19 protein-coding genes are annotated in these 24,949 nt (G+C 53.2%); 12 read left to right on the forward strand and 7 right to left on the reverse strand.

The window, feature by feature from the left end:
* Nucleotides 1–243: 243 nt before the first annotated feature.
* The 7 genes from QPL94_RS18015 (at nt 244) to QPL94_RS18045 (ending at nt 10,170) form a co-directional block, all read left to right on the forward strand.
* The gene (locus QPL94_RS18015) at nt 244–705 is read left to right on the forward strand and encodes a (2Fe-2S)-binding protein (RefSeq protein ID WP_285359312.1); all 462 of its coding nucleotides are present in this window, start codon (nt 244–246) and stop codon (nt 703–705) included.
* Nucleotides 702–3,038: a xanthine dehydrogenase family protein molybdopterin-binding subunit gene (locus tag QPL94_RS18020; protein ID WP_285359313.1), complete on the forward strand. Its 2,337-nt coding sequence runs from the start codon at nt 702–704 to the stop codon at nt 3,036–3,038. Before QPL94_RS18015 ends, QPL94_RS18020 begins: the two co-directional genes overlap by 4 nt.
* Before the next feature lie 5 nt (nt 3,039–3,043).
* Nucleotides 3,044–4,033 (forward strand): XdhC family protein, encoded by a 990-nt coding sequence (locus QPL94_RS18025; protein ID WP_285359314.1) that lies wholly within the window; start codon nt 3,044–3,046, stop codon nt 4,031–4,033.
* Nucleotides 4,034–4,261: 228 nt separating this feature from the next.
* Complete coding sequence (locus QPL94_RS18030; RefSeq protein ID WP_285359315.1) at nt 4,262–5,677, forward strand: site-specific integrase; 1,416 nt, start codon at nt 4,262–4,264, stop codon at nt 5,675–5,677.
* Nucleotides 5,674–7,305, forward strand: a complete 1,632-nt coding sequence (locus tag QPL94_RS18035; protein WP_285359316.1) for a site-specific integrase — start codon at nt 5,674–5,676, stop codon at nt 7,303–7,305. The genes QPL94_RS18030 and QPL94_RS18035 overlap by 4 nt, the downstream gene beginning before the upstream one ends.
* Nucleotides 7,302–9,737, forward strand: coding sequence for a hypothetical protein (locus QPL94_RS18040; protein ID WP_285359317.1), 2,436 nt, complete (start codon nt 7,302–7,304; stop codon nt 9,735–9,737). Before QPL94_RS18035 ends, QPL94_RS18040 begins: the two co-directional genes overlap by 4 nt.
* Nucleotides 9,721–10,170 (forward strand): hypothetical protein, encoded by a 450-nt coding sequence (locus QPL94_RS18045; RefSeq protein ID WP_285359318.1) that lies wholly within the window; start codon nt 9,721–9,723, stop codon nt 10,168–10,170. The genes QPL94_RS18040 and QPL94_RS18045 overlap by 17 nt, the downstream gene beginning before the upstream one ends.
* Nucleotides 10,171–10,237: 67 nt before the next feature.
* Here the strand turns inward: QPL94_RS18045 and QPL94_RS18050 are convergent, their stop codons facing one another.
* The gene (locus QPL94_RS18050; RefSeq protein WP_285359319.1) at nt 10,238–10,507 is read right to left on the reverse strand and encodes a type II toxin -antitoxin system TacA 1-like antitoxin; all 270 of its coding nucleotides are present in this window, start codon (nt 10,505–10,507) and stop codon (nt 10,238–10,240) included.
* A 27-nt stretch (nt 10,508–10,534) separates the two neighbouring features.
* The gene (locus tag QPL94_RS18055; protein WP_285359320.1) at nt 10,535–12,115 is read right to left on the reverse strand and encodes an ATP-binding response regulator; all 1,581 of its coding nucleotides are present in this window, start codon (nt 12,113–12,115) and stop codon (nt 10,535–10,537) included.
* Nucleotides 12,116–12,897: 782 nt separating this feature from the next.
* On the opposite strand from QPL94_RS18055, the gene QPL94_RS18060 reads away from it, so the two are divergent.
* The gene (locus QPL94_RS18060; protein ID WP_285359321.1) at nt 12,898–14,619 is read left to right on the forward strand and encodes a putative bifunctional diguanylate cyclase/phosphodiesterase; all 1,722 of its coding nucleotides are present in this window, start codon (nt 12,898–12,900) and stop codon (nt 14,617–14,619) included.
* A gap of 290 nt (nt 14,620–14,909) precedes the next feature.
* Here QPL94_RS18060 and QPL94_RS21435 read toward each other — a convergent pair whose 3' ends face one another.
* Together QPL94_RS21435 and QPL94_RS18065 are read right to left on the reverse strand one after the other, a co-directional pair.
* Nucleotides 14,910–15,371 (reverse strand): Mov34/MPN/PAD-1 family protein, encoded by a 462-nt coding sequence (locus QPL94_RS21435; RefSeq protein ID WP_350310650.1) that lies wholly within the window; start codon nt 15,369–15,371, stop codon nt 14,910–14,912.
* A gap of 38 nt (nt 15,372–15,409) precedes the next feature.
* Nucleotides 15,410–17,167 carry a ThiF family adenylyltransferase gene (locus QPL94_RS18065; protein ID WP_285359322.1) on the reverse strand — a complete coding sequence of 586 codons (1,758 nt, stop codon included), beginning with the start codon at nt 17,165–17,167 and terminating at the stop codon, nt 15,410–15,412.
* Between the two features lie 305 nt (nt 17,168–17,472).
* Here QPL94_RS18065 and QPL94_RS18070 point away from each other — a divergent pair, with 305 nt between their 5' ends.
* The gene (locus QPL94_RS18070) at nt 17,473–18,363 is read left to right on the forward strand and encodes a BrxR family helix-turn-helix transcriptional regulator (RefSeq protein ID WP_285359323.1); all 891 of its coding nucleotides are present in this window, start codon (nt 17,473–17,475) and stop codon (nt 18,361–18,363) included.
* A 364-nt stretch (nt 18,364–18,727) separates the two neighbouring features.
* Here QPL94_RS18070 and QPL94_RS18075 read toward each other — a convergent pair whose 3' ends face one another.
* Complete coding sequence (locus QPL94_RS18075) at nt 18,728–19,552, reverse strand: MipA/OmpV family protein (RefSeq protein ID WP_285359324.1); 825 nt, start codon at nt 19,550–19,552, stop codon at nt 18,728–18,730.
* A gap of 202 nt (nt 19,553–19,754) precedes the next feature.
* Here QPL94_RS18075 and QPL94_RS18080 point away from each other — a divergent pair, with 202 nt between their 5' ends.
* Complete coding sequence (locus tag QPL94_RS18080; protein WP_285359325.1) at nt 19,755–19,946, forward strand: DUF1127 domain-containing protein; 192 nt, start codon at nt 19,755–19,757, stop codon at nt 19,944–19,946.
* 127 nt (nt 19,947–20,073) lie between these two features.
* Nucleotides 20,074–20,817, forward strand: a complete 744-nt coding sequence (locus QPL94_RS18085) for a Crp/Fnr family transcriptional regulator (protein WP_285359326.1) — start codon at nt 20,074–20,076, stop codon at nt 20,815–20,817.
* Nucleotides 20,818–20,828: 11 nt separating this feature from the next.
* On the opposite strand, the gene QPL94_RS18090 is transcribed toward QPL94_RS18085, so the two are convergent.
* The gene (locus QPL94_RS18090; protein ID WP_285359327.1) at nt 20,829–22,829 is read right to left on the reverse strand and encodes a hypothetical protein; all 2,001 of its coding nucleotides are present in this window, start codon (nt 22,827–22,829) and stop codon (nt 20,829–20,831) included.
* A 215-nt stretch (nt 22,830–23,044) separates the two neighbouring features.
* Between QPL94_RS18090 and QPL94_RS18095 the strand changes: the two genes are divergently transcribed.
* Nucleotides 23,045–24,352 carry an ATP-grasp domain-containing protein gene (locus tag QPL94_RS18095; RefSeq protein ID WP_285359328.1) on the forward strand — a complete coding sequence of 436 codons (1,308 nt, stop codon included), beginning with the start codon at nt 23,045–23,047 and terminating at the stop codon, nt 24,350–24,352.
* 173 nt (nt 24,353–24,525) lie between these two features.
* Here QPL94_RS18095 and QPL94_RS18100 read toward each other — a convergent pair.
* Nucleotides 24,526–24,949 (reverse strand): integrase core domain-containing protein (locus QPL94_RS18100; RefSeq protein WP_285359329.1); only part of this gene is annotated, 424 nt, incomplete at its 5' end.

Below are 24,949 nucleotides of genomic sequence, written 5' to 3' on the forward strand. Positions count from 1 at the left end.
GACCACAGAAAGAACTAAACATCGCTCAACCACAAATCAACAGCTTGCAATACTCATTCCACGCAAAGTACTAAACAAACTTAAAGTAAATTCTAGAATACAGGGATTGATGAATCGTGCTAATAGGACCGACCCGCGAAGACTAATAATACTCTCTGGTATGCGCTGTCAGTAGCAACTACTCTAAATATATTTGGTTCACGATACACCCCGAGCCCGATCAAATCAGGATGGGAGAGATTGATGATTAGCCTGACCATAAACGGACAACAGCATGAGCTGGACGTACCTGACGACATGCCCCTGCTTTGGGCTATTCGTGATGTCGTTGGCATGAAAGGTACGAAATTCGGATGCGGCATCGCCCAATGCGGTGCCTGTACAGTGCACATCGATGGAGAGGCAACGCGCTCCTGCGTGACACCCGTATCTGCTGCCCAAGGGGAGATCACCACTATAGAGGCCATGGCCGACGACGCCGTTGGCCAGAAAGTGCAGCAGGCCTGGCTGGACCTGGGCGTAGCGCAGTGTGGTTATTGCCAGGGCGGCCAGATCATGAATGCCACGGCTCTGCTCAAGAAAACCCCGGAACCGGATACCCAGGAAATCGTCGACGCCATGGCCGGTAACCTGTGTCGGTGTGGTACCTACAATCGCATCCTTGCCGCCATAGAACGGGCCGCGGGTAAGGAGACCAGCTCATGAACCAGTCAAACGATACACTGCTGCTTGCCAACGTTAGCCGCCGCGGCCTATTGAAAGGTCTGGCAGGGGGCTCGGCTCTCTTACTGGCTGCCCGCTGGGATATCGGGCTGGCTAATGAACAGGCCCAGTTCGGTGCCGGCGCTATGCCGGGTGGCTGGGTGGATAACCCGAACGTGTTTATCCACATCGACTCTGACGGCACGGTCACCATCATCAACAACCGTGCCGAAATGGGGCAGGGCATCCGCACCAGTCTGGCCATGGTGGCTGCCGATGAGCTTGGTGCAGACTGGGAGCGGGTTCAGGCGCGTCAGGCCGACGGGGATCAGGACAAATACGGTAACCAGAATACCGACGGCTCCCGCAGCATGCGCCACTGGTTCGACCCCATGCGCCGAGCGGCGGCCGCCGCCAGACTGATGCTTGAGCAGGCCGCAGCCAACCAGTGGGATGTACCGGTACATGAGGTGCGCGCCGGAATCCACAAGGTGACCCATCCGGCCACCGGACGGGAAATCGGCTTTGGAGACCTTGCGGAAGCGGCGAGGCAACTGGATGTTCCCGATAGGAGCGCCCTGGTTCTCAAACCCGACAGTGAACTGCGCTTTATCGGCAAGGAATCCGGCCTGATCAATGGCGAACTGAAATCCGCTCATCCCAAAGCCATTGACGGTGAAGACATTGTCACTGGCAAGGCGGTCTTTGGTGCGGATATTGACCTGGAAAACACGCTGTATGCGGTGGTGGCCCGTCCACCGGTCTACGGCGCCAAGGTAAAAAGCGTCGACGACAGCGAGGCACTGGAAGTGCCGGGTGTAAAGAAGACGATTCGCATCGAGGGCGCGGACCAGCCTGCCGCATTCAGTCCGCTCGGCGGCGTCGCCGTGGTGGCCAGTAATACCTGGGCTGCCATGGAAGGACGCAGGGCCCTGAAGATTGAGTGGGACAACGCGCCGGCGGGGGACAATGCCGACTATACCTCCGATGCTTATCGGGAGTCCCTGGAAAAGGCGGCGCAATCCCCCGGCAAGGTCATCCGCCAGTCCGGCGATCTCGAGGCTGCTCTGAAAGAGGCCAACAAGCGGGTCTCAGCCACCTATTACATGCCCCATATGGCACAGGCGCCGATGGAGCCGCCGGTGGCCGTAGTAAAGGTAGAAAACGGCAAGGCTGAAGCCTGGGCGCCGGTCCAGAACCCGAGGGCCACCCGCGAGGGCATCGCGGGACTCCTTGGGATAGACATGGAAAATGTCATTGTTCACCAGACATTGCTTGGGGGCGGCTTCGGGCGCAAGTCCAAACCGGATTTCGTGATTGAAGCGGCTCGCGTGGCGAAGGAGTTTGAGGGCCAGCCCATCAAACTGCAGTGGTCCCGGGAGGACGATATCCAACACGCCTACTTCCATGCGGTCTCTGTCGACTATCTGGAAGCTGGCCTGGACGGGGAGGGCAAAGCGACCAGTTGGCGCCATCGCACCCTGTCGCCCAGCATCGCGTCACTCTTTGCTCCGGACCCCAAGCACAAAGGGGAGTTTGAGCTGGGTATGGGCTTCAACACCATGCCCTTCAGTATTCCCGCTATACGACTGGAAAACCCGCCGGCACCTGCCCATGTCCGCATTGGCTGGTTCCGGTCGGTTTATAACCTTCCCCATGCCTGGGCTATCCAGAGCTTTGCCCATGAAATGGCGGAAGCGGCCGGCAAGGACCATCGGGACTACGTGCTGGACCTGCTTGGCCCCGGGCGCGAGGTCCATAACCTGACCGTCGGCGATGGCTGGAATTACGGCGAGGATCCGGACATGCATCCCATCGATGTGGCGCGGATGCGCAGGGTGATCGAGCGCGCCACCGAAGAGGCGGGCTGGGGACGTGAACCCCAAAAGGGAAGGGGACTGGGGCTGGCGTTCCACCACAGTTTTGTCTCCTACACCGCCATTGTCTTTGATGTGGAGGTGGCCGATAACGGCGAATTGACCATTCACCGCGCAGACATTGCCTTCGACTGTGGTCCCCAGGCCAACCCGGAGCGAATCCGGGCCCAGATGGAAGGCTCGGTGGTGATGGGTATTGGTATTGCCCTGCAAAGCGAGGTGTCCTTCAAGGATGGCGTCGCCCAGCAGAGCAACTTTGACAACTACCTGATCCCACGCATGCCGAACGCGCCAAAGGTCGTCCGAGTGCATTTAATCGACAATCCCGATGACGCCATGGGTGGAGTGGGAGAGCCTGGCCTGCCGCCGGTTGCCCCGGCACTTTGCAATGCAATTTATGCCGCCACTGGAAAACGCATCAGACGTCTTCCCGTTGGCAATCAGTTGCAGGTGAGCTGACTCCTATGCAAAACCTGGATTATCGGGTAGTTGAACGGGCCATTGAATGGCTTAGGGACGATAGGGCGATCTGGTTGTGCACGGTGGTGTCCACCTTCGGCTCATCGCCCAGGGAGCCGGGCTCACTCATGGTTGCCACCGCTGACGGGCAGCTTTTGGGCTCACTCTCGGGCGGCTGCGTTGAGGAGGATTTTCTCGCGCGCCTGACCAATGGGGAGTATCAGCTTCCAGCCGTTATCGTGCGCTATGGAGCACCTGAAGGCGGCCCCGAAAACGCCCGTGTTCGCTTGCCTTGTGGTGGCATTCTGGAAGTGCTGGTGGAGCGAATGGCAGCCACCAATGAGAACCTGGCCCATCTGAGGGAAGTCCTGGGAGCACTCGGCGGTGAAAAGGAAGTCGAGCGACAGGTGAGCCTCACGGATGGCAAAAGCCGGCTTGAACCTGCCTCAGCAACGGGTCCACGTGTAGTCGTAAATGACGGCGAAGAGGTCGTCAGGATTCGGATAGGTCCGGTCGCCAAACTGATCCTGGCGGGCTATTCAACTGTGGCAGAGGCTTGCGCCAATTTTGCCATCAGCCTCGGTTATCAGGTTGTGTTGTGCGATCCCCGTGAAGAGGTCACCCGTGATCTTGAACTGCCTGGGGAAGTTGAATTTATTCCGCAGTTGCCCTCGCTTTATATTGCATCACCCGGCACGTGTACGCCGTCCACGGCCGTGGTGGCCGTAACCCACGATCCACGCATTGACGATCTGGCCATGATGGCAGCCGTGAAAACCGCTGCCGGCTACATCGGAGTCATGGGTTCGGTTCGCACATCCCGGGCCCGGGCTGAAAGGCTTCTTCGCACAGGCGGGCTGGGCGCGGCGGAGATTGAGCGCATTCACATGCCCATCGGCCTCGACCTGGGAAGTAAAACGCCCGCCGAAATTGCGCTGGCTATCATGGCTGACATTGTTCGCGTCAGGCGCGGGCGTGTCCCCGTTAACGTATGACTGGCTTCCATGGTTGGCTGCCTACTGGGCGCCTTGCCGCGCCGTGTACTGCGTATAATGTATATTATGTTAAAGCACATGCAGTGTACCGAAAGGTTCATGAGATTTTACCCAGTACCGCTCTAACTCAATATTTGTGCGGTTCTTTGCAAATTCCACCAAAATTTCTCTCCTTTTGTTATGCGCAGTCTTATAGTCGGTTCATAGACACGTAAGGACAGCGTGAAAATGAGTGCCAGGGACCGGTTCCATCTCAAGAAATTTTCCTATCACGGCCAGCTTTCGATCGTCGTAAGTGATACCGGCACGGGCCTGCCCGCATTGTTGCCGCTTTTGTATCTTCAGACCTGGGGCTTGTCGAAGGCCATCAATACCGTTCAGCAACACATGGTCTCAGTTTGTCAGTGGTACAACTATTGGCAGCAAAAGCACAACAGATCGTTTGATGAGGAGTTGTTCGAGAGCTTTCAGCCTGGCTTCCCACTATTAACTCCACTCCAAGCTCTGGACGCAGCTCTTGTCGATTATCCAGGTTTCGTCATCTTCATCGATTCCGGGAAAAAGTTAACCGACGACCCTTGGCGAGAAGATTACAGGCCGGAGATCGCTGATAGAACACGGGATGTCCGTCTAAGTTGTCTGACGCAGTTTTTGCTGTTCTTGGCGAGACGCTACGTTTCATCGCGTTATACCCAGCTCACATCGAGAGAACAAATACTGACACTCGATAGTTATCGAGTGCGCTTTCATGGGGCTCGACGTGAAGCATGTGGACGACTCAATACTCGACAAGGACAGCCTTTCTCCAGAGGGTCTGAAGGGCAATTAGTCGTCAGAGAGCGAAGTCTGAACGCAGCAGAAGTAAAAGCAATCGCGCTGTGCTCCAGACCGTCGACCTCCAAACAGGATAATCCGCTGAATCCTTGGCAGAAGCACGTCGACAATAACCAAAAGTCGGTTTTACAGGTGCGAAATCACCTCATTATTAGGCTACTGCTTCATTATGGGCTGCGGATCGGAGAACTGTTGCTACTTAGAACAAAGAGCCTAGTTCCTTATGCCTCTGGATCCGGACAAGCGCTGGCAATAACAACATACGACGGTGCGGGGGACCCTCGAAAAGTTGCGCCCAGGCTCAAAAATGCGTGGTCAGAGCGGTTACTGGAGCTTGCCTCCGAGGACATCAAACTCTGGGAGTTGTACGTCGATCATCTGCGAGGTATGCCCAGCCCCCCTCACCCCTTTTTACTCGTCAATACACGAAAGAATCACGGCCCTCTGTCTATGCGTGCAGCCCAGAACGTGTTTGATGATCTCTACCGAACGCTGCAGCAACATTTTCCGGGGCTATGCAGTGTTGAGTTAGGCGGCACGTTGACTGCGCTCCATGCTCACATGTTCCGATTCACCTGGGCAACGGATACTTTCGAGGCTTTGGTGGAACAGGATGGCTGCGATTTCGAGACAGCAAAAGACCGGCTGCGCCAGCTCGGAGGATGGAGTCAGACAAGTCCGATGCCGCAGAAATATGCCGCCAGATACATTTCCAAGAGCGCAAATGCCGCGAATCTTCGTCGCTTAAAGGCTCAGCGTCGATTGAGCGCCCAGTCGCAAGAAAAACAAATGGAGCCAGAGTACCGATGAGGGTTTCAGTAAAACCGGGACGAAATAGCGAGCCGACTTCGGCCCAGAGTGCATCGGAGGGCAGGACGGTTCTAGAAGAGCTGCTCTCCGAAGACTTGGTTCAGGCTATTTCCCAGCGACCAATGAGAAGATTCATCCCGTTATTCGCGCCTGATCCAAATGACACTCAGTATCTCGACACTTCCGAACAATCATGGGCTTTGCGGTCATCTGGGAATAATTTTGTCTTTGACTTTGAGCGTTATGCTGAAAAAGCAGCCAAGACCGCAGGTGATGAGCGTTTCCTCGCAGATCGCACGGTTGCCATCACTCATTTGCTCCGTTGGGCAGCGGGCCGATTTCTGGGATCCTACTCACCTGCATACGCGTTCAGGCTTCTTGAGTATTGCTCGGTCATGTTCACGGGTTTAAGTGTGTTTGACTCGAAAAACTGCATCGAGCGTCTCAAGAAACTGAAGGAGCGAGACGCCTATTTCCCTTGGAAACGATTGATTGCTCTGTGTTGCGAAAATGAGCTCCCGGGATTCTCATCCGATGATTTGTTTGACCTTGAGGCGCTTCAACCATTAACACCAAGGGACGAATGGCAAGCTTATTATGATCTTGAACTGAAACTAAAACCGGCAGTCATTCGCTTCATAGAGATGGGTGTAGGTCGTGATCTTGCGATTCTCCATGATAGAACGACCAGTGAGCTCCGAGGGCTAGCCACGCTTGTCTTGTGTTTAGAGGGTGGCATGCGCCCTGCCCAGCTATTCAAATTGAAAGAAGAAGACTTCAAGAACCTGCACAATCGCTATTTCTCCATCAGCATACCGCCTGCCAAACAGGCCAAGCGGGTCGACAAGGCTCCATTTGAACTGGATTTGAGCCCGGAAGCCGGCGCCATCATCCAGGCTTTGATTGATCGATATCGGCCGGATCTGGCAAATGGCCAGCTGTTGCGGCTCCCCGATGGATCCCTGGCTATGGCGAAAAGCTTCGACAAGGCTCTGAATTCTCGATTGCGAGCCTGGGCCGCCCGGAATTTCGTAGGCCCAATGCCAGAAACCGCCGAGCTCAAGGATTTCCTACGTCACCTCCCTCACCTGACGGCCTATGATTTCCGCCACCACGTAGGCCATAGCCTGGCGATGTCTGGCGCATCGGCCGATCAGATTGCCCGAGTACTTGGCCACAGCAGCACCGTGGCGGCCCGTCACTACATAGCCGCAACGCCGGAATTGGCGGTGATCAAACAAAAAGCTCTTGGTGAAAACGCGGCCTACCAGGAAATGATGGGCATGATTCTCACTGGTGAAATCGGCGAGGAATCGGATTGGCGCGGCCGGAAAGTCGCGGGCATGGTCGGTAACCGTTTGTTTACAGGCATTGGTGGATGCAGTTCCAGCTCCTGCGATTTTGAGCCGGTCCGGAGTTGTTATGGCTGCAGCGACTTCAATCCCTTCCTGGATGGAGACCACGCCGGCGTCAGGGACGCGTTGAAGGCTGAGGCTGCGAGTCAGCTTGCGATTTCAGACGCCGCCGGCCAAACCCACCGAAATCCTGCCGTTATGCAACTCGAGGGCGTGATCGCCGAAGTCCAGGTGGTGATCAATCACTGCAAGCATCGGAAGGGCTGCCAGTGAAGCAGGTTATCGAGAATCTTCAGCGCTTCATCCAGGCCCGTCGGGACTATTATGAGGCCGAGATCGAGCCTGTAACTCAGCAGCCATGGAGTGCGACGACCTGGGGTAATCAAAGCACCGGTTGGCTATCCATTCGAGCGGGAAAAAGCTCAATGGCTCACACCGAAATTTCCCGCATGAAGGGATTTGAGAGCCAGGTGATCGCCGACAGGGACTATGTCGATTTCATCAAGGCAGTTGTGGTGCACCAGTATGAGAAAGCCCCGGCCAATAGAAAGCCTTCGCCCCAGAGCCTACTGCTCACCCACCTGACTCTGAAACGCATTTATGCTGGCCTCAGAGCGACTCGCCAGCAGACCAATCCAATCTACATCGACACATCGGTCTTCCAGTACATCGACGAAACGCTCGTCTCTGTGGGCTACAAGAACGTCTTCGATGCCATGACGAACGCGAATACCGTCCAGCGGCTACTGATCCAGGAAGGCCTGACTTTGACAGCGCCACAGTACGAGCACAAACACACAGCCGATAACAAGAAGAACCGCGGTAAGGTCGCACGGAAAGCGGTCAAGGACGGTGTGGTTGATGACCGGTCCAGAGATGACGACGAACAAAGGCTGATCACGTTCGCCGCTCTGAAAGGCTTTGCCGCGATCACGACCAGCCCTCGCCACTATTGGGAAGAGCTGGGTTGCCGGGTGGTTGACCTTCTGTTCTGCACCGGTCTGCGAGGCGATGAAGTTCTTTTCCTCCCCCGAGGTTGCTGGGTTACGCGCCCTTTGCAGAGCAAAGAGACGGGGATGCCATTAATCGCTGCAGACGGCTCACCAATGGAGCAACACGGAATCCGCTATTACGCCGAGAAGCATGCCGAAAACCGAATCCACTGGTTCGAAAGCAATGCCGCGCCAATTGCCAGGCGGGCTTATCTTCGAATTCTCGAACTGACGAACCCGTTTCATCAGCACGCTCGGTGGCTCGTTGAATCTGGCGGAAAGCACATCCTGAACTGGAAGGAATCCACCGTTTCCGAGTCGGACCTGATCAACCAAATCATCGAAAGTAACGTTCGATACACCGAGACGAAAGATGAGCGCCCTCTCTACCAGCGCCTCCAAAATGGTGTTCGCAGTTGGGTTAAAGCCAGAAAGCTTTCGCCTATTGGATTTCAGACCAAACCCGGGGTTGCCCGGGGTAAGGTTCAAGAGCCCATATACAGTTTTGCCGACGTCGAGGAAGTGGTGCGATCGTATCTTCCGGATCCGGCAAACCCGATAAATTACGAATTCCTGGTTGGCCAACGCCGCGTCACCATGCGAATCGATGAACTGCTTCTAGTTGGCCCCAGCAGCCCCATCGGTCTGGCCCGTGGTGCTCGAGTGCTGCCCGCCGTGCAGCCGATGAAACTCGTCGATCTGAATGCCTTCATCGGCGGAAACGCAGCCAATAAAAGCGTTTTCGATGTCCGGGAGTACACAGAGGAAAACGGTGGCCGTATCGAGTGGAGGTCCCACCATCCGCGCCACAACCTGAACACGTTTTTAGCGTTAGCCGGTGTGTCAGAGCATCTGCAGGCCATGATCATGGGCAGGATGGACATCACTCAGAACCGCTACTACCAGCACCTCACGGAAAACGAGCGCCAGTCTGCCCAAAAGCGGTTGATCGAATACCGAAAAACTCCCCTGCCAAGCGCCAACCAACATGGCGATGCCGCGCCGGAGGGTACCGCAAGTTCTGCCTCTGCCCTGGCTGAACTCGGCGACACCCTGCTCACCGAACTGGTACAGGACCTCGGCATTGCTAAGGCCTCCCTGCAGGATCTCGAGCGCCCCCTACGCCAGGCGTTTCATGCCTTCGACACCGAAGAGCAAACACTGAACTTTGTTTCCACGGCCCTGGATGCCGACGTTTTGGTTGGCGAATTACAGAACGACTATAACCGCGCCAAATCTCAGGATGGCCCGGAGCATGCACAAAACTTTATCGAAACCCACGGCCGCGACTTTCACATCGTGGTAAACGGCGCCTGCACCCGCAACCTGGCACTCCATGGATGCCCCAAGAAGCTCAAATGCCTACAGGGCGGCGGTTGTGGCAATCTCCTGGCAACCGGCCGCCCGGGCGAACTGGAGGGGCTGGAGCGCAACTATACGAACATGGCAGCGCATCTGGAGCAGCTTGAACGGCACCAAGCAAACGACCCCGCTTATGAAGAGGCACTTCAGGAAAGCCGTGAGATGACGAGCCAAATGAAAATTACCGTCGAGCGTGCCCGAGAAGCCCGCGACAAGAACCTCGTCTTGCAGGTATTCCCGTCGGGATTACTCCATAACGTATCTCGCCCGGAAACCCTGGCAGACCGCTTTGCGGCTGCCCTGCCCGACTCGAATCAGCCTCAGGAGGAAAGCCATGGCGCTGCAAGGTGAAAAGCTAACCCAGGCCATCGAGCATGAACTCATGCTGATGTTGGCGTCCGGCTATGAAGAGGCGGCAATCACGCCAGCGTCCCTCCACAAAAGGCTGGTCGCAAAGACCATCATCAAAGGCAAACTCAGCTCGTTGAGCAGCCGCAGGCCTTTAATTGATCGCTATGCCAACCTTCAGATGGAGCGCGCTGGCATAAAAGGCGCCCGCGAGAAAAGTAGCGCAAAGCGAGGACGAACCCGAGCCGGTTACAAACAGCGTTACGAGGAGGCCCAAGCCGAAATACGGGTTTTGAAGAACAGGCTGGATGGGAACATATCGACCATCCTTGACCTGGTTCGATACATCGAATCGACCTCCCCAATTCCAGTGGAGAAGCTTCTCGCTGGTCACCTCCTTGAGGCCTACGCTCATTCCCATGGACAAAAACGGTGACCAGTGTCACCGTCGGGACCGAACTATGAAGTCGTTTCCTGACAGCCCAGAAAACTCACTGCAGTTTTCATTTTAATCTGAGTCGGTGCTGCATCGCGGAGACCAATGCCTCATTGGCAACGTCTGGAGACGCACAGTTGGCTTGAAAAGCCTGGAATGAGTCGGTGTCTAAGGTGATGGTTTCAGCCTCCTGGAAAACGCGGTCGGTTTTTTCAAGTATGGCCTGTTCGATAAACCTGTCCAACGTTTCGAAGCCTGCCAAAGAGGCAGCACACCGAGCACGCTGCTCCGTTACCGGGTTTAATTCCAATGAGTGTCTCGCCGAATCTTTGGACATGAACTCCTCGCAGCTACCTGACAGTCACTACGCTGTTGATGAAACCAACTGTTGCTCCCCCTGATCGGTGAAGGCAGGATCCAGTGCCACGTGTAGGACAGTCCCACGCTTGGAATTGGACATAAAACGTATTTTTCCTCCCTGCACCTCTGTCATCAATTTTGCAGAATAGGTCCCCAAGCCCGTCCCTTGTGCCTTATTGGCTGTTGTGTACTTGTCGAAAAATGTATCCCTCAAGCTGTCGGGAATGGTCCCTTTATTATGGATCATCAGATTAATTTTCGCTTTTTTGTTCAACATGATGTAGACGATATGGCCCGGTGGGGAGGCTTCAACGGCATTCTTAAGTAAATTTCGCAACAGGGAAAGACACAAACTTTCCTCCCCGAGGCAAAAGCAGTTCGGGTCGGGTCGCAGAGATAGACGGACCTGCTTTTGGTTTGCTTCACTTTTCATTTCTCGAATGACCCTTTTTGCTAATTTGACCAAATCCACGGAAGTCGGCTCAAACCGGTAGACACCTGTCTCCATTTTGTAAAGATCAAGGGTTCGGTTCACCATATTGAGAGCGTCAAAACCTGCGTCTCGCATGGTTTCCAATGCGCCCGCGACATGTCTTGCCCATGGTCCATTTTGCAACAACGCGTCGGCAGTAGAGATGATGGCGGACAAAGGGCTTTTTATGTCGTGGCGCGTCATACGTTCAACATCCTCTCGCAGGCGGGCGTTCTCCAGCAGAGTATCAATGTGGTTACGCAAGTCTTCTTTCGCGTGCCGGATTTGGATGTGTGTCGCGACGCGTGCTTGAAGCAACGTGGGGTCTACCGGTTTGGTGATGTAATCAACGCATCCCGACTTGAATCCGCGAGTAATCTCATTTGATGTTGCTTGTGTTGTCAGAAATATAACCGGTATTGCAGCTGTCGAAGGGTCATTTTTTAACTGGTGACAGACGTCATAGCCAGTTGTGTCCGGCAGCATTACCTCCATCAGGATGAGGTCTGGTGCCTCAAGAGCACGAACCATTTCCAAGGCTTCCTCTCCACTGATTGCGGATCTAATTTTATGAAACTGCTTTAGGATGGGCGCAACGGATTTTTCCATCGCTAAGTCGCCCACCAGCATTACCGTGGCGCTTCCAAAATCGTGACCAAATGCCTCGTTCGGTGTTTCCTGAGTTTCTTCCGCAGCTGGGATGATTTCTGCCGGGCCAGCGTGTTTAACCTGATTCGTAATTTTGTTGACCCGATACTGGAGATCCGCGTAGGTAAAAGGCTTGATAAGGAACTGGGTAACGCCTTCTTCGATCGCCGCGCTGACCAAAGTCCTGTCGCTTTCGGCCGTCACCATCATAAAAGGAATGCTGCGCCAGGCAGGTGTTTTTCGTATTATTTTCAGCAGTTCCATGCCATTCATTTTTGGCATGTTGCTATCAGAAATTATCAAATCAACGCGATTGGTGGCTAGCAGAGCTAGTGCCTGCTCACCGTTTTCAGCAAGCGAAACGTTGTTCAGCCCCATCAATCGAAGACTATCTTTCACCATTTTCCGCATAGCGGCGATGTCCTCTACAACTAAAATGGACATTGACTGAGAAGGAAAAACCATGCGGATCCCTTATTGGCTTGATGTGGTTCGGTGAGGGTGTGTAGCTGTTCTCGGAGGTACGCTTGGCCCATTTAGGCGCGTTAGTCCGAAGTTGCACCCAGCAATGGAGCGGATGACCGTCGAGGATTGAAAGGGAAAAACTGTCCTGGTTATGTTGGTATAATCGCTGGTACCGACACCAGTTATCCATAACCCGTTAAGTGGCGGGGTAACGATTCTTTGCACGTCGTCGGACATATACCAACTCCTGAAACGCCGAAGTTCAGAATCCCCGCATTTGTCTACATTTTGTCTCTAGCTTAGTCACAGCAATTTTAGAACTCAAATTTCCAGCCAGCTGTTCCGGTGGTTGATAATTTAAAGTGGCAGCCCTGATGAAATTCGGGGCAAGTGATACGCTCCAATCTTGGCAACGTAGTTGTTGGTTCAGGCCAAAGGTGCTTCACCTTATGGTCGGCCTGTCGATTAACCCAGTTGACCAACCTCAGCGTAGTGGCTGGGTAAACCGAGGACCGTTTTCGATGTTGCGCCGTCAGTGTTTGTGTCGGGTTTGAGAAAAATTCCGTGTTTCTAGGCGTCAAAGCAGAGCCTAGGTGTTCTGACAACAGGGAGCCGTAACATTTCGTTACGCAGCTTTGATTCTTTTTTGAACTACGCTTGTCAGTGTTTGATCGTGAAAAAGCCACGAAGGACGCCGATACCGTGAGCCAATGGGCTCCATAACTGAAGGCGAAGGTACTACCTAGAATTCGTAAAGACTCATTTATTCACAAGGCAGTCAAATGAATAGAGAGAGCAGTAGCTATCTTCCTACCCTCGAAAACATATGGCACTCCGAAAAATGGCCACAATTGTCGGGATTGGCTAGAGCGGTTTGCAGGCTACTCGTTATTATTGTTCTATTAACCGCTGGAACCTGGGTTGTTTTCGCCACCGGAGGCACCGGTTACGCATATCCTTACGTCATTCTGGTACCGATACTGTTATCCGCTGTTTGGTTTGGGCTGCCCGGGGCAGTGCTCTGCGCGATAACGGGAGGTATTCTTATTGGCCCGTGGATGCCCCTTGATGTCTCAAATGGCACGTCCCAGTCAATGGACAACTGGCTGGCACGAATCGCTTTCTTTCTTCTCATTGGAAGTTTTTCAGCGGGACTTTTTCAAAGCCTGAAACTAGCCAATGAACGCAGGCTTCAGGCGCTCGAAGTCGATCACAAGACCGGACTTCGGACGCAAGCTGCCCTGACACGAGATATTGAAAGATTGCTTCGACGGGCAAGTCAGGATAAGGCTCCTTCGGCAGCGATACTCTTGGTGAGGATGCAGGACTTGTGGGAGATTTTGCAGTCCTTGGGCGCTGACACTGCTGAACAGGTGGTGAAAGACCTGGCTGAGCGTATCAGTCAAAATATACAAATACCCCACCAGATTTATCGATTCAGCAAATCCGAGCTGGCGATTTTATTCTCCGTTGTTTCGTGCAACGACGTGGACCGCCAAGAGGAAGTGGGCTCTGTTTTCGAAGTTGCTCAGAGGGTTGGTGAAGCGGAAACCATTGTCAAAGGTATTTCGCTCCGTGTCCAGATTGTTGCCGGAAGCTACCTTGTTCGAGAAAACGATCAGAATCCCGAGATTGTTATCAACCGCGCAAGAACTGGTTTGTCGGTAGCAATTGAGAATAATGTTCCCTACCGCCGTTACGATCCGATGTTCGACCAAAAAACTGCAGAGCGTGTACAGCTCATAGCGCGGGTCCGCGATGGGTTAGAGAATCAGGAGTTTCAGCTATTCTACCAGCCCAAAATATGTATGCGGTCCGGCCAACTCGTCGGTTCAGAGGCTTTGCTGCGCTGGTTCGACCGTGAAAACAGAATGGTTATGCCTGGCCTGTTTATGCCCAAGGTTGAAAGTACGACGCTGATAGATCCTGTGACGCGCTTCGTGATTGCTAGAGCATGCGAAAATATGAGGTCGCAGAATCTCATGCCGGTTAGTGTCAACTTCGCAATCAACAACTTGATGAATCCCTCATTAATTAATGATCTGGGGAGGCTGGTTTCTTCATACGGCGTAAGTCCGGAATGCCTTGAAATTGAAATTACGGAAGGCGCACTCATCCAGGATCCTCAACACGCAAAAGAAGCCGTCGCGAGTCTTCGGGACCAGGGTTTTAAAGTCAGTCTGGATGATTTCGGCACAGGCTATTCTTCGTTTCAGTACCTGACACATCTGCCGCTGTCCGGATTGAAAATTGACCGGGCTTTTGTCAGTAATCTGGAAGTCAGCGCAGAGGCTCGGACGATCATGGAATCCATGATCTCTATGGCCAAAGCATTAAAACTTGAGGTAACGGTAGAGGGTATTGAGACAGAGCAACAAAGGAAAATAGTTACCGATTTGGGCGCAGACCTGGCTCAGGGCTTTCACTACTCGAGGCCTCTTGCCTTACCTGAGTATCAGCAGTGGGCAAAAGACCGCAAGCGCCTAAAGGCTGACCGACATTGATCTTTTCGCGACTTACAAGGGTTGGCACCAAGGCAGGCGGGCTTTGCAACTTGTCGATCATCACCTTTCCAGAAGACGCGATTACGCCCGGCTCCCTTGGCACCGTAGACCGCTTGGTCTGCGCGTTTCAAGGCAGCTTTTAGTGAGGATATGTCGACATCAACCAACGTCACCCCCAGCGAGACCGTATAGTGCAGTTTGCCATCATCACAAATATCCAGATTAACCGGATCGCAAACACCCGTTCAGGGTCAGCGCAAAAACAAGACGCACCCGATTTACGGATACCCTTATGCTGATTCCCATTCGTCTACATCAAAGGTTTTAAGGTTTGCCCGCCGGTATTTTGCTATTAGTCCCCACATATCTCGCCCAAGGTAACGATGGCAAGCCCACTGCCAAGAGCGGCTACAACCTCCACCTATCATCATTAAAGGGAAATCACACTGAGCTTCTCTGTGCTCTGCAATCCTACGAAGTGTTTTCTTGTCAATTCGGCTCATCTTAGCGAGCCCATTTGGATGGGTGTGCCAATCTCCAAGATATGTCATTAGGCCTGATGATTTGAGATAGATTTCTTCTAGCTGCTCGCATTGCCAATCGTGGTCAGGCTCAAAATGAATGAAATCATGTCTAGCGTTGGGGCCGGGCCCGGTGAAAGCGCAAATAACGGGTATGCCCTTTTCTGATGTATAACCCGCGAGTACGCCACCGGTTTCATAGGGGAAAGCCCGGTCGGCCTCTAATTCCATGCCCTCGACGACTGAGCAGCTCGCCCATACCGTCTCTCTCACGGGGAACACCGGTTACAGTGCTGATGTGCTCCCAGTGAGCTGGTTGTCCATCGAGGGGCGAGAGAGACACCAGTCTTTTTGTCCCAGAAATCACCAACTGCCACGTCCCAATCGAAATCGGGATATCTGCTTTCGTCGTTATCCGACAGCGTCGCTATGGCCAAACGACATCCCAGAACCACCACTTCCTCACTATCGATACCGGCTCCTATAAACGTTGCCTGGGCGCATCCGCCCGGTTGTATATCCTCTCCGCCAGAATCAGCCGGGGGCTCTATGGTCTTGTCGCCCAGCGCGTATTGAAAGCAATGCCAGCAGCCTTTTGTTTTGCCAGGCACTACTCTGCCCAGAGTCCCACCCGCCGCACCATGTGTTGTGGTAAGCCATAAGTAAGGTTTTTCCATGCTAGCAGTGAGGTCCGCAATGAAATGATTAACGCGGTAGCTAGCGCTTGCATCAATCACCAGATCAGCGTGACCAACCAGGTGCTCTAAGACATCCCGGTCGGATTGCTCCCGTGCTCCATGAGGCAGCCCAATGTTCACATAATGTGGTTGGACCCGAGTGTAAGGGTAATTCGTTTCGATAAAACCAGCTATTGCATGAGTTTTTAATAGGCCTGCAGCTTGCCACCCCAAGGCCCACCGGATCGTATTACCGACTTGGACAACATCACGGTCAATAAGATGCAATTCACCGACCCCGGCACTGGCCAACTTAAGAGCAAGGGAAGATCCTAGACTGCCCACTCCAATCAAAACGACTTTTTTGTCTCGAACACTCTGCAAAAAAGGGGCGCGCATGAGCCATGCTTCTTCTCCACCCCAATCTGGCCTGACAAATGCCGTGCGCAGCCGAGAAGGCCTCGATTTTCGTGCACCTTGCTCAACTCTGATTGCAATGAAAAACCAGTCATCACGGTGCTCTCTCCATTCAACTTCGTCTTCGTAGACAAAACCAATAATAATGACTGTTCCTGTCTTTGCTTTCGCAAGACGCTTTCTGAAGTCAATAATGCGGTCTTTGGCATTTTGGATAAGCTGAGTTTGCAGCTCTCCTGCGTCTTTGATGGCAGCAACATCAGGAGGCCCCGGCAACCTCATCCAAAACGCCTTATCGCTATCAGTGAAAACCGGAGGACTCGAAACCCCTGCCAATATAGGCTTGCCTTCAGAGTCTTGTATTTCCTCTATCGCACCGTTTACCACCACGGCTGGATTATCAACTTCTTCGGGCAACTTCCTTTTCTTCAATTTCAGATATCCATGAGAGATGGTCGGACTGGGCGAGGAGTCGGGGACCACAATCGATGAATGAGGATGGCTTTGAAGAAAAGCGGAAAATGGCTCGCCGATATGATCTTCAATTTCTGCTTGTAGGTCTGGGTTACCGTTTTTCTGGTTCGTAACGTAAATCTGCGGGAACTGGTCTTCAACGAGAGTTGCCAGCCTATCTACACCCGGTCGCCAGTCCTCGTTTTCCCTCTCCAACAGGCAAAGATTGCGATTCCAGGGGTGTTGGTGGCGAGTAAAGAAATGGTTCTTCACCGTCACCTGTGGCGGAAAGTAGGGGTAGCTATCCGGGTACTCTGCCGTGAGCTCAAAAGCTACCCCCTCGTGCGTCACCTGTAGGTCTATGACCAGGCGTCCTTGTTCCTGGTCATCTTTTCGGATTTCCCACTGGAAGTCTGAGGCTCTTAGCGCATCCAATTCTGCCTCGAATTCTTGAGGGTAGTTCTGCCACCAGCTAGTCATAATTATCCCACCGGGCGGTGACCGGGCGGTTTGGGGGCACCTTCACCGGGATTTGGCCGATTTCCCGGCGGTCCAGGTGGCACATCTGGATGTTCCGGTTTATTGGGGTTGTCAGGTTTTCCTTTACTCATAGTGCTAAGCCTCGCTGTTCAACTTACAAGAAATGTGTAGTGATCAAGAACTTTGTCACCTGATCACAAAGCAACTTTACGCTCAAACTTTAATCGATGCAATACTTTTTATCACGTCATACATTTTATGACGTGATAAATTGTGGTGGTAGGTGCTAAGCTGTTTCAAACACCGTGAGCGATATTGAAATGACTCAACAGCGTGACATCCAGCGAGAACGCCTGTTTTTTATTGAATTTCTTGCGATTTTTTCGGGCCAAGTGAGCCGAAAAGACCTCGTTACGAGATTTGGAATCAGCGAGCCAGCTGCCACTAAAGACCTTGCTCTGTACGGGGACCTGGCACCAGGAATGTTGGAGTATGACCTTCGTAAAAAAGCCTATTTGCTTGGTGGTAGTGAGGAGGATGCCCTTTTTAAGCATGATGTTAATCAGGCTCTTTTTGCGCTGGTCGGCGAGAGAGCTATCGCTTTGGGGCATGACAGAGCTAGGCGGCTTGAAGGTTGGGTAAGCGGAAGCATCAAGCGAGCATTGCCGTTAGGTTTGGTGTCTACCATTACACGATGCATCTACCTAAAGCGGAAAATGACTGCCACATACTTGTCTTTGAATAGCGGTAAAAAGACTCGTTTCCTATCGCCACTCGCTCTTGTCCATGACGGATTGAGATGGCATGTCCGCTGCTTTGACGAGCAAAACGCCGACTTCAGAGACTTTAACCTTACCAGGTTTTACAGTGCTAAGTCGGATTCCCTGTCTGATGCTTCTCTTGCCCACGACGAAGCATGGAATACAGAAGTCACCTTAGAGTTATCCCCACATCCCAAAGCCGAATTTCCAGATACTATAAGCCTTGATTATGCTATCGAAGGAAAAGTGAAGACAGTTCAATTAAAAGCGTGTTTGGTCGGATACTTCTTGCGGGAGTGGAATATTGATTTCTCTGATGAAGCAAAGGGCAACCCAAGGGCCCAACATCTGTACTTAGCCAATAAAATGCAGCTCCTTGGTCAAGGCGTGCCGGAGTGGGCGCTAAAAAGTGACCTGGATGGCGAACACCAATAAGCCCGAGAGGCCATCAGGTTTTACCCCGTTGCCAGCGTTTGCGGCAACCGGGATTCTTCTATCGCAGTGCCAGCCTTTGTTTAGCAGGCAGCAGCAACCAACGCTCAGCGGGTCGAGTAAGTTCATGAGAAGAGCGATTTTGATGCTGCATGAAGTATCTGGTGAACCAAACCCAGTCGCTATAGAGCTAGGCCGTTGTTTAAGTGAGATTTATTGGAGTTAGTCTAGTTCAATGAACAACACAACCGCGTATAAGTTAAATACGATGCAATGTAGAGAAAGGCCCACCACTTTTGGCGAATACCGCTCTAACCCAGTAACTCTGAGCTTTCCTGTAAAAACCACCGAAAATCGCCCTTTTGATTTAAAAAACATAAATGAAGCCAACACCGATCTCCGCTTCATAATCATTCCGAGATATTGGGCTATCTGAAACGTCACTCCCATAGACTTCGTAAAGAGCTTCACCGAAGATCTGCCAGTTTTCGTTCAAGTAATTTCGATAGTTAACATTGACACCTGTTGATCTATACCCGCTATCAACATCGGTTTCTGGAAGACCTGAATCTTGGGCTTGCCGTGTGTTCACACCAAAGTCCCGATTGGCTAACTTACTATCGTGAAAAGTGACAGCAGCGCCAATTTCCCAGCCAGTGCCGTCAGGTTGGCAGCCCAAACAAGTTCCTGCACCGAAAATCCCTAGTGTGCCGATTTCGCCTGTTAATACACGGCCATCCAAAAAGTAACGCCAATCGTCTGCAAGCGCATGACGCACTTCCAACAGCAATGTCACCCCTGAACTCGATTCGCCTAACCCATCCAGTCTGCCATCTTCTGAATCACCCTCTTCACGGCCTTCTTCGTAGCCTACAGAGGCTTGAAACAACCAGGTATCCTCGGCCAATGTTCGCCATCCAATGGCTTCACCTGCCCAGAAAAAAAGGTGTTCCCCAGTTCGCCACTGAACAGCCCCAGCCGGATCGACCTCAAGCTCGAACTCGTCCGAGCCCTCGTAAGCAGTCTCATATTCAACGCTCAGCCCAAGCCCAACACCCCAACCGTCACCATTTGTAAAATCGCCAATAGAAGGAAGCGGAACGAGAGAGGTTCTCGCCTCCGTCGCATTTACCGATCCAAAACATGAAAGAGCGCCTAGAAATGTGGCGACTTGAAGGACTATTTTTTTCATGGTTTTTTCACCTAGCAAGCAGGAGGTGGTAATACGACTTACTCATCACTATAGATGATTATTTTTAACTCGCCTGGCTGCAGCCTATGCCGGAGCATTCGTAAAGATCAGGCTGAATACTGTACTCCCCTAATTCCACCCATCTGTACCTGTTCGAAAAATACTGCGGGAATAGAATTTCATGAGGCACCGGAGGTGAATCATGAATATCGAAACAGTCTTTTCGTCCAGGGTTAAATCCTTTCTGGATCATCACAGAACCCGTACCCGACTGAGAGAACGCCTGAATGGCTTGCCAGCAAGAGAACTGGATCGGTTGGCATGGGATGTGGGCTTATCCAGAGCCGAACTGCTGCGTGAGGCACACCGCCCATTCTGGAAAACGGTTCGTTAAACCCAGGCTTCTGTGCGGCTGTCTTTCCGGGCGTGACTGATTTTTAAGGATACAGCGAGCATCTCAAAACTGTACTATATTTTACAGTATTTGACATTCCACCGGTTGGCACATGGAGGATACCGGGATGGCGACGGAATTCGCGTTCTCGCTCGATTCTCAGAAACCGCAATCAAATCATCTGCTGGCCACACTTAAGGCAGATAGCATGGCGCGTCTGTGCCCTCACCTGAAGTCCGTCTATCTTTCCGCGGGAGAAGTGCTATACGAGCCTGGCGTGAACATACACCATCTCTATTTTCCGACCGATTCCATCATTTCACTGCTTTACGTGACCCATGAGGGTGCCTCCACCGAAATCTCCGTGGTTGGTAATGAAGGCGTGCTTGGCGTGCCCTTGTTCACAGGTGGAGAGAGCACTTCGAGCCGGGCTGTGGTGCGAAGCGCGGGAGGAGCCTATGCGCTGCCAAGGGAGGTACTGAAGGAGGAGTTTGATCGTCACGGCAGGCTGATGGAACTCCTGCTGCATTACACACAAACACTGATCACCCAAATGGCGCAGACTGCCGTCTGCAACCGGCATCATCATATCGATCAGCAATTATGCCGTTGGTTGCTGATGTCCCTCGACCGACTCCCGGGTAATGCCTTGCAGATGACCCATGAGTTGATCGCAAACATGTTGGGTGTCCGTCGCGAAGGCGTGACCGAAGCTGCAGGGAAGCTCCAGAAGCTTGGTGTGATCACCTGCGGGCGCGGCCGGATTGAGGTGTTGGACCGCGCACAACTGGAGTCCCTGTGTTGTGAGTGTTATGCCGTGGTAAAGAAGGAAACTGACCGACTGCTTAACGTTAACTGGGGAGACTCTTAATAAGTCCTCCCCTACTCATAACTCGCAGCCCAACTGGTGCGCCCCAGCTCCGTGGCGCGTGTCACGTCTGTTTCCGGAACCACTGCCGTATCCCCCAGTTCCCTGGTGTCGTAATGGAACACACACAAGCGAGAAGCAAACTCAGCGAACGGCAGTGATGCTTCGCCGTGGCGCTCACCATTACGCTCTGTCGAGCAATTAATACCCTGACCCCAGTTCTGGCCACTGTCGTTGTTGGGGTTGAAAAAGTAGACGCGCATTTCGCCATCGCGATCGAGATTGGCCCGGAGGATGGTTATGGCATGGCGTCCAACCAGGCGCCCTCCACTGTCGGTGACAGCGATACCGGCTGGTTGCGGATGGATAATGGGTATATTGCCGTTGTAATACGGATGGTAGGAAGCGTAAAAGTGACGGATGAAGTCGTCATACTCATGGATTTTGCCTGTTTCCCGGCTTATAACACTGAGAAAGCCATGCCCTACCCACCAGCCATACATCTCCGGGTTAATCCAGCGGTGCAGGTCGTCGTCGCGTACCCCGCACAGTCGCCCCATCTCGCCATAGATACGGTCAAGGTGAGGTGCGAGAATCAATGAAACCGGATCCACATCGGTTGGAGGCACTTTCGCAAGGCCGGCTTCCAGGTTCTGCGAGTTAACATGCTGACCCTCGAAACGCATGAGGACATCGTCATCACGGGCGGCCCAGGCCACCAACTGCAACAGAAAATCGGCATCGTTGAAGGACCACATGGAAAGGCCTATGACGGACTGACACGTCGGGTTATTACCCTGGCCAACACCCAGTGGCTGCCCCAGAAGGCTCAGTACACCCGCGAGAAGATACACTCGCGGCGGGTGCGCATCACCGAAAACCACGCTCAGCCTGTCGGACGCCGCCTGGCACAACTTCAGTTCAAGTTGCCGCCAAAGGCCTGCAGCCACGGGCGGCGTGAACAGAGCACCACGCTCAAGAAACATGGCCAGGCCATAGACGGCCTGACTGGTTTCCGGGTGGACCACTTCGTCAATCAGTTGGAGCACTATCTGACGGTAGCACTGGAGCACATCGTTGCCGGTGATGCTCAGGCCCAATGCCAGGGGTATCAGGTCATCCCGGTTATCCCGCAGGTGTCGCAACAACATGGGATGGTAGGGAGAAACCATGCCCGTTTCATGCATTGCGCTGGCAAAGCCTTGTGCTTCTTCAGACAACGCGATTTCGTCCATGGCAGCCAGGCGTTCGCCGTAGACTGCAAAGCCCGGATCGTCGCGACAGCCCTTGGTTGGGCCGAACAAGGCGCTGACAAGACGCGCTGCTTTGTGCATACCGGTGGTATCGATTTCCGGATCAAACAGGCACTTGGCAATCTGGCTGACCATCTGCTTGATGCTATCAGTCTGTATCGGGCGCTGAGCCAGCAAACGGCGTACTTCGTCCACCAGGCTGTCGAGAATGCTTTCATAGCCCAGCCGGTCGAGCAGAAACTGGTAAAGCGAATTGACGATCTCGCCCAGCCCTTGTGGTCGTTCCCTGTCCGCTTCGCTCATTTGGCCCGATAGCAGGTCCAGATTCAGTGCTGTCACCTGGGTGAGGAAGTTTTTGGCCTGCTCCGCGGAAATTCCGGGGTGGCGATAATCGCCCATGGCCACCGCTAGCAGACGAAGTTCACTCAGGGCCTCGATTGCCGTGAAGTCGGGCGCTCCCTGGCGTAGCGTTCGTACGGCGAGTGCCGGCCGCAGGATGGCAGGTTGGCCCCAGTCACCGTTGGTAAATACGCCCTTGGCCTCCATTGCCGGCACGCGGGCATAAAGCGCGTCCAGTCCGTCAGGAGCAGCCATAACGTAAAGTGCCGCTTCCAGTACCTCGGTGTTTGGCGCCGCGAGTTCGCTCTGGCGAGCGAGCGCAAGCTGTTCCAGGGCCTCATCAAACCTGGCAACAGACGTATTGGTGTCTGGTTCAGAACCGGGAATAGTCACATTGTCGTCCTTGCTTGCCTGATGCGCCATTTGGAAATTTCCCAACCCCAACGATGCTCTCAAGGCGGTTCAGAAGCAAACGGTTCCGGGTCTTTCGTTTCCATTTGTAACTTCATTGACTATATTGGTACTGGTGATTGGGATTATTGATCCCCTATAAACGACATTGCCTAAACGCTCAGTTTGTCTGGTGCGCTCCAATGTCGGCGCAGTTTTTCCAGGTAAATCAGCAAGGAGAACATCGAATGTCTATGACATCGGAAAAAGAGTTACCCAAAGAGGTAGCGGCCTGGCTCGATCCGGAAATGGACTCGGTTAAAGGAACCGAGACTCCGAAAGATCCGAACAAAGGTTATATCGCCCTGCTTGGCTGGAGCGTCAATGCGATCAAAGCTGCGCAAAAGTTTGACCGCCGTTACGTTGTAGTTGCTCCGGAGTGGGCAGCAGATTTCTGTACGGCAAACAAGATACCTTTTATCCCGTGGGATTTTATCCGGTTGAATGATCGGTCCATGGAGATTGCCGAAACGCTGAAGGCGGAAGGCGTCGATGTCGCCATCCCGCTGTTCGAAGAAACCGTCGAATGGTCGGGTGCCATCAACTCTGTCCTGCTTGACAGCCCCCGCATGTACGGACAGTCGATTCTGTTCCGTGACAAGGCGCTGATGAAGCGCCGGGCGCAGCTTGGCGGCATTCGTGTGGGGATCTTTGAGGAAGCCCATGAGAAGGACGACATCGTCCGCTTCATGAAGCGCGTTAACCAGACGCTGCTCAAGCTCGCCGGCGACCCGGATGACCCGATTCACGTCAAGGCATTCGACAAGGCCGGTTGCCTTGGCCACCGGATGATCCGCACAGTAGAAGAAATTGACCAGATTCCGGACGAGGAGTATCCCCTGCTGATGGAAAGCCATCTCAGTGGCTGGGAATTTGCGGTTGAAGCGTGGATTCACGATGGCAAGATCCAGTTTCTCAACATTTCCGAGTATGTAACGCTGGGCTACTCTGTGTTCGTGCCCGCTACAAAGGAACTCGAGAGCTGGCGCAACGCGATTACCAAGCAGATCGAACTGCTGATCAAGACCTTTGATATCAAGTTCGGCCTGATTCATCCGGAGTACTTCGTCACCGCAGACGGCGAAATGTACTTCGGTGAAGTTGCCTACCGCCCGCCCGGGTTCAAGGCTTTCGAGCTCATCGAGATGGCCTACGGCTTCAACGCCTATCAGGCATCGATGCTGGTATTCGATCCCAAGAGCACGAAAGAGGAAGTGGCTGCATTCTTTCCCAAGGAAGTCGAGGGTGCGAAAGGTTATGCAGGCTGCTTTGGCGTTTATCCACGCCGTCGTGTGGTCAGCAGACTGGAAATGCCCAAGGAAACCATCGAGCATCCCTATTTCGTGTCACACGAATTGCATGAGCCAACTGAAGAGACCGTTCCCGATCGGTCAGCCTTCGGTACTCATTGGGGCCTGGTGTTCTTCTTTGGTGACGATCCCATCAAGATGCGGGATCTGCTGAAAGCTCAGGAGGACCTGGACTTCTACGTCTAGAGGCCCGCCGATCCTTTCCTGAGCTAACGCCATTCACGCAACGACAGTGTCCACTTATTCTTCGGTGGACACTTTTTTTACTACCTCCCCCCTAATGTGGCGAGCTGAGCTTTCTATTCAGCAGGCGCTGAAAAAATGCCTTTGGATCGGGTTGAGTGACCTGCCCCCAGTCTTTAATCCAACTGCTCCCTAGTAATGTCCGTTACTTTTGAATCAGTTTTTCCAAGTCGGAGAGCGGAGGCAAACTCCAAGGGTGTCTGATACCCCAGGGATGAATGCGGACGCTGCTCATTGTAGTCCAAGCGCCAATTGCTGATCTTCTCACGAGCATGAGCGAGATCCCGAAACCAGTGTTCATTCAGACACTCATCCCGGAATTTTCCGTTAAAGCTCTCGACGTAACCATTCTGCATCGGCTTTCCGGGCTGGATCAGCTTCAGTTCAACGCCATGGCGGTAGGCCCATTGATCGAGTGCTGACCCTGACCCCGTATTAGGTCCACCCAGAGTTGGAAAAATCCGGCTCCAGTTGGTGCTGTTTTCGCCGAGAAACCGCATGTTTCCTGGCGTAGTCCGAGGGCGTGGACCACTCCAATGC

The organism is Marinobacter sp. SS13-12, from assembly GCF_030227115.1.
Taxonomy (GTDB): domain Bacteria; phylum Pseudomonadota; class Gammaproteobacteria; order Pseudomonadales; family Oleiphilaceae; genus Marinobacter.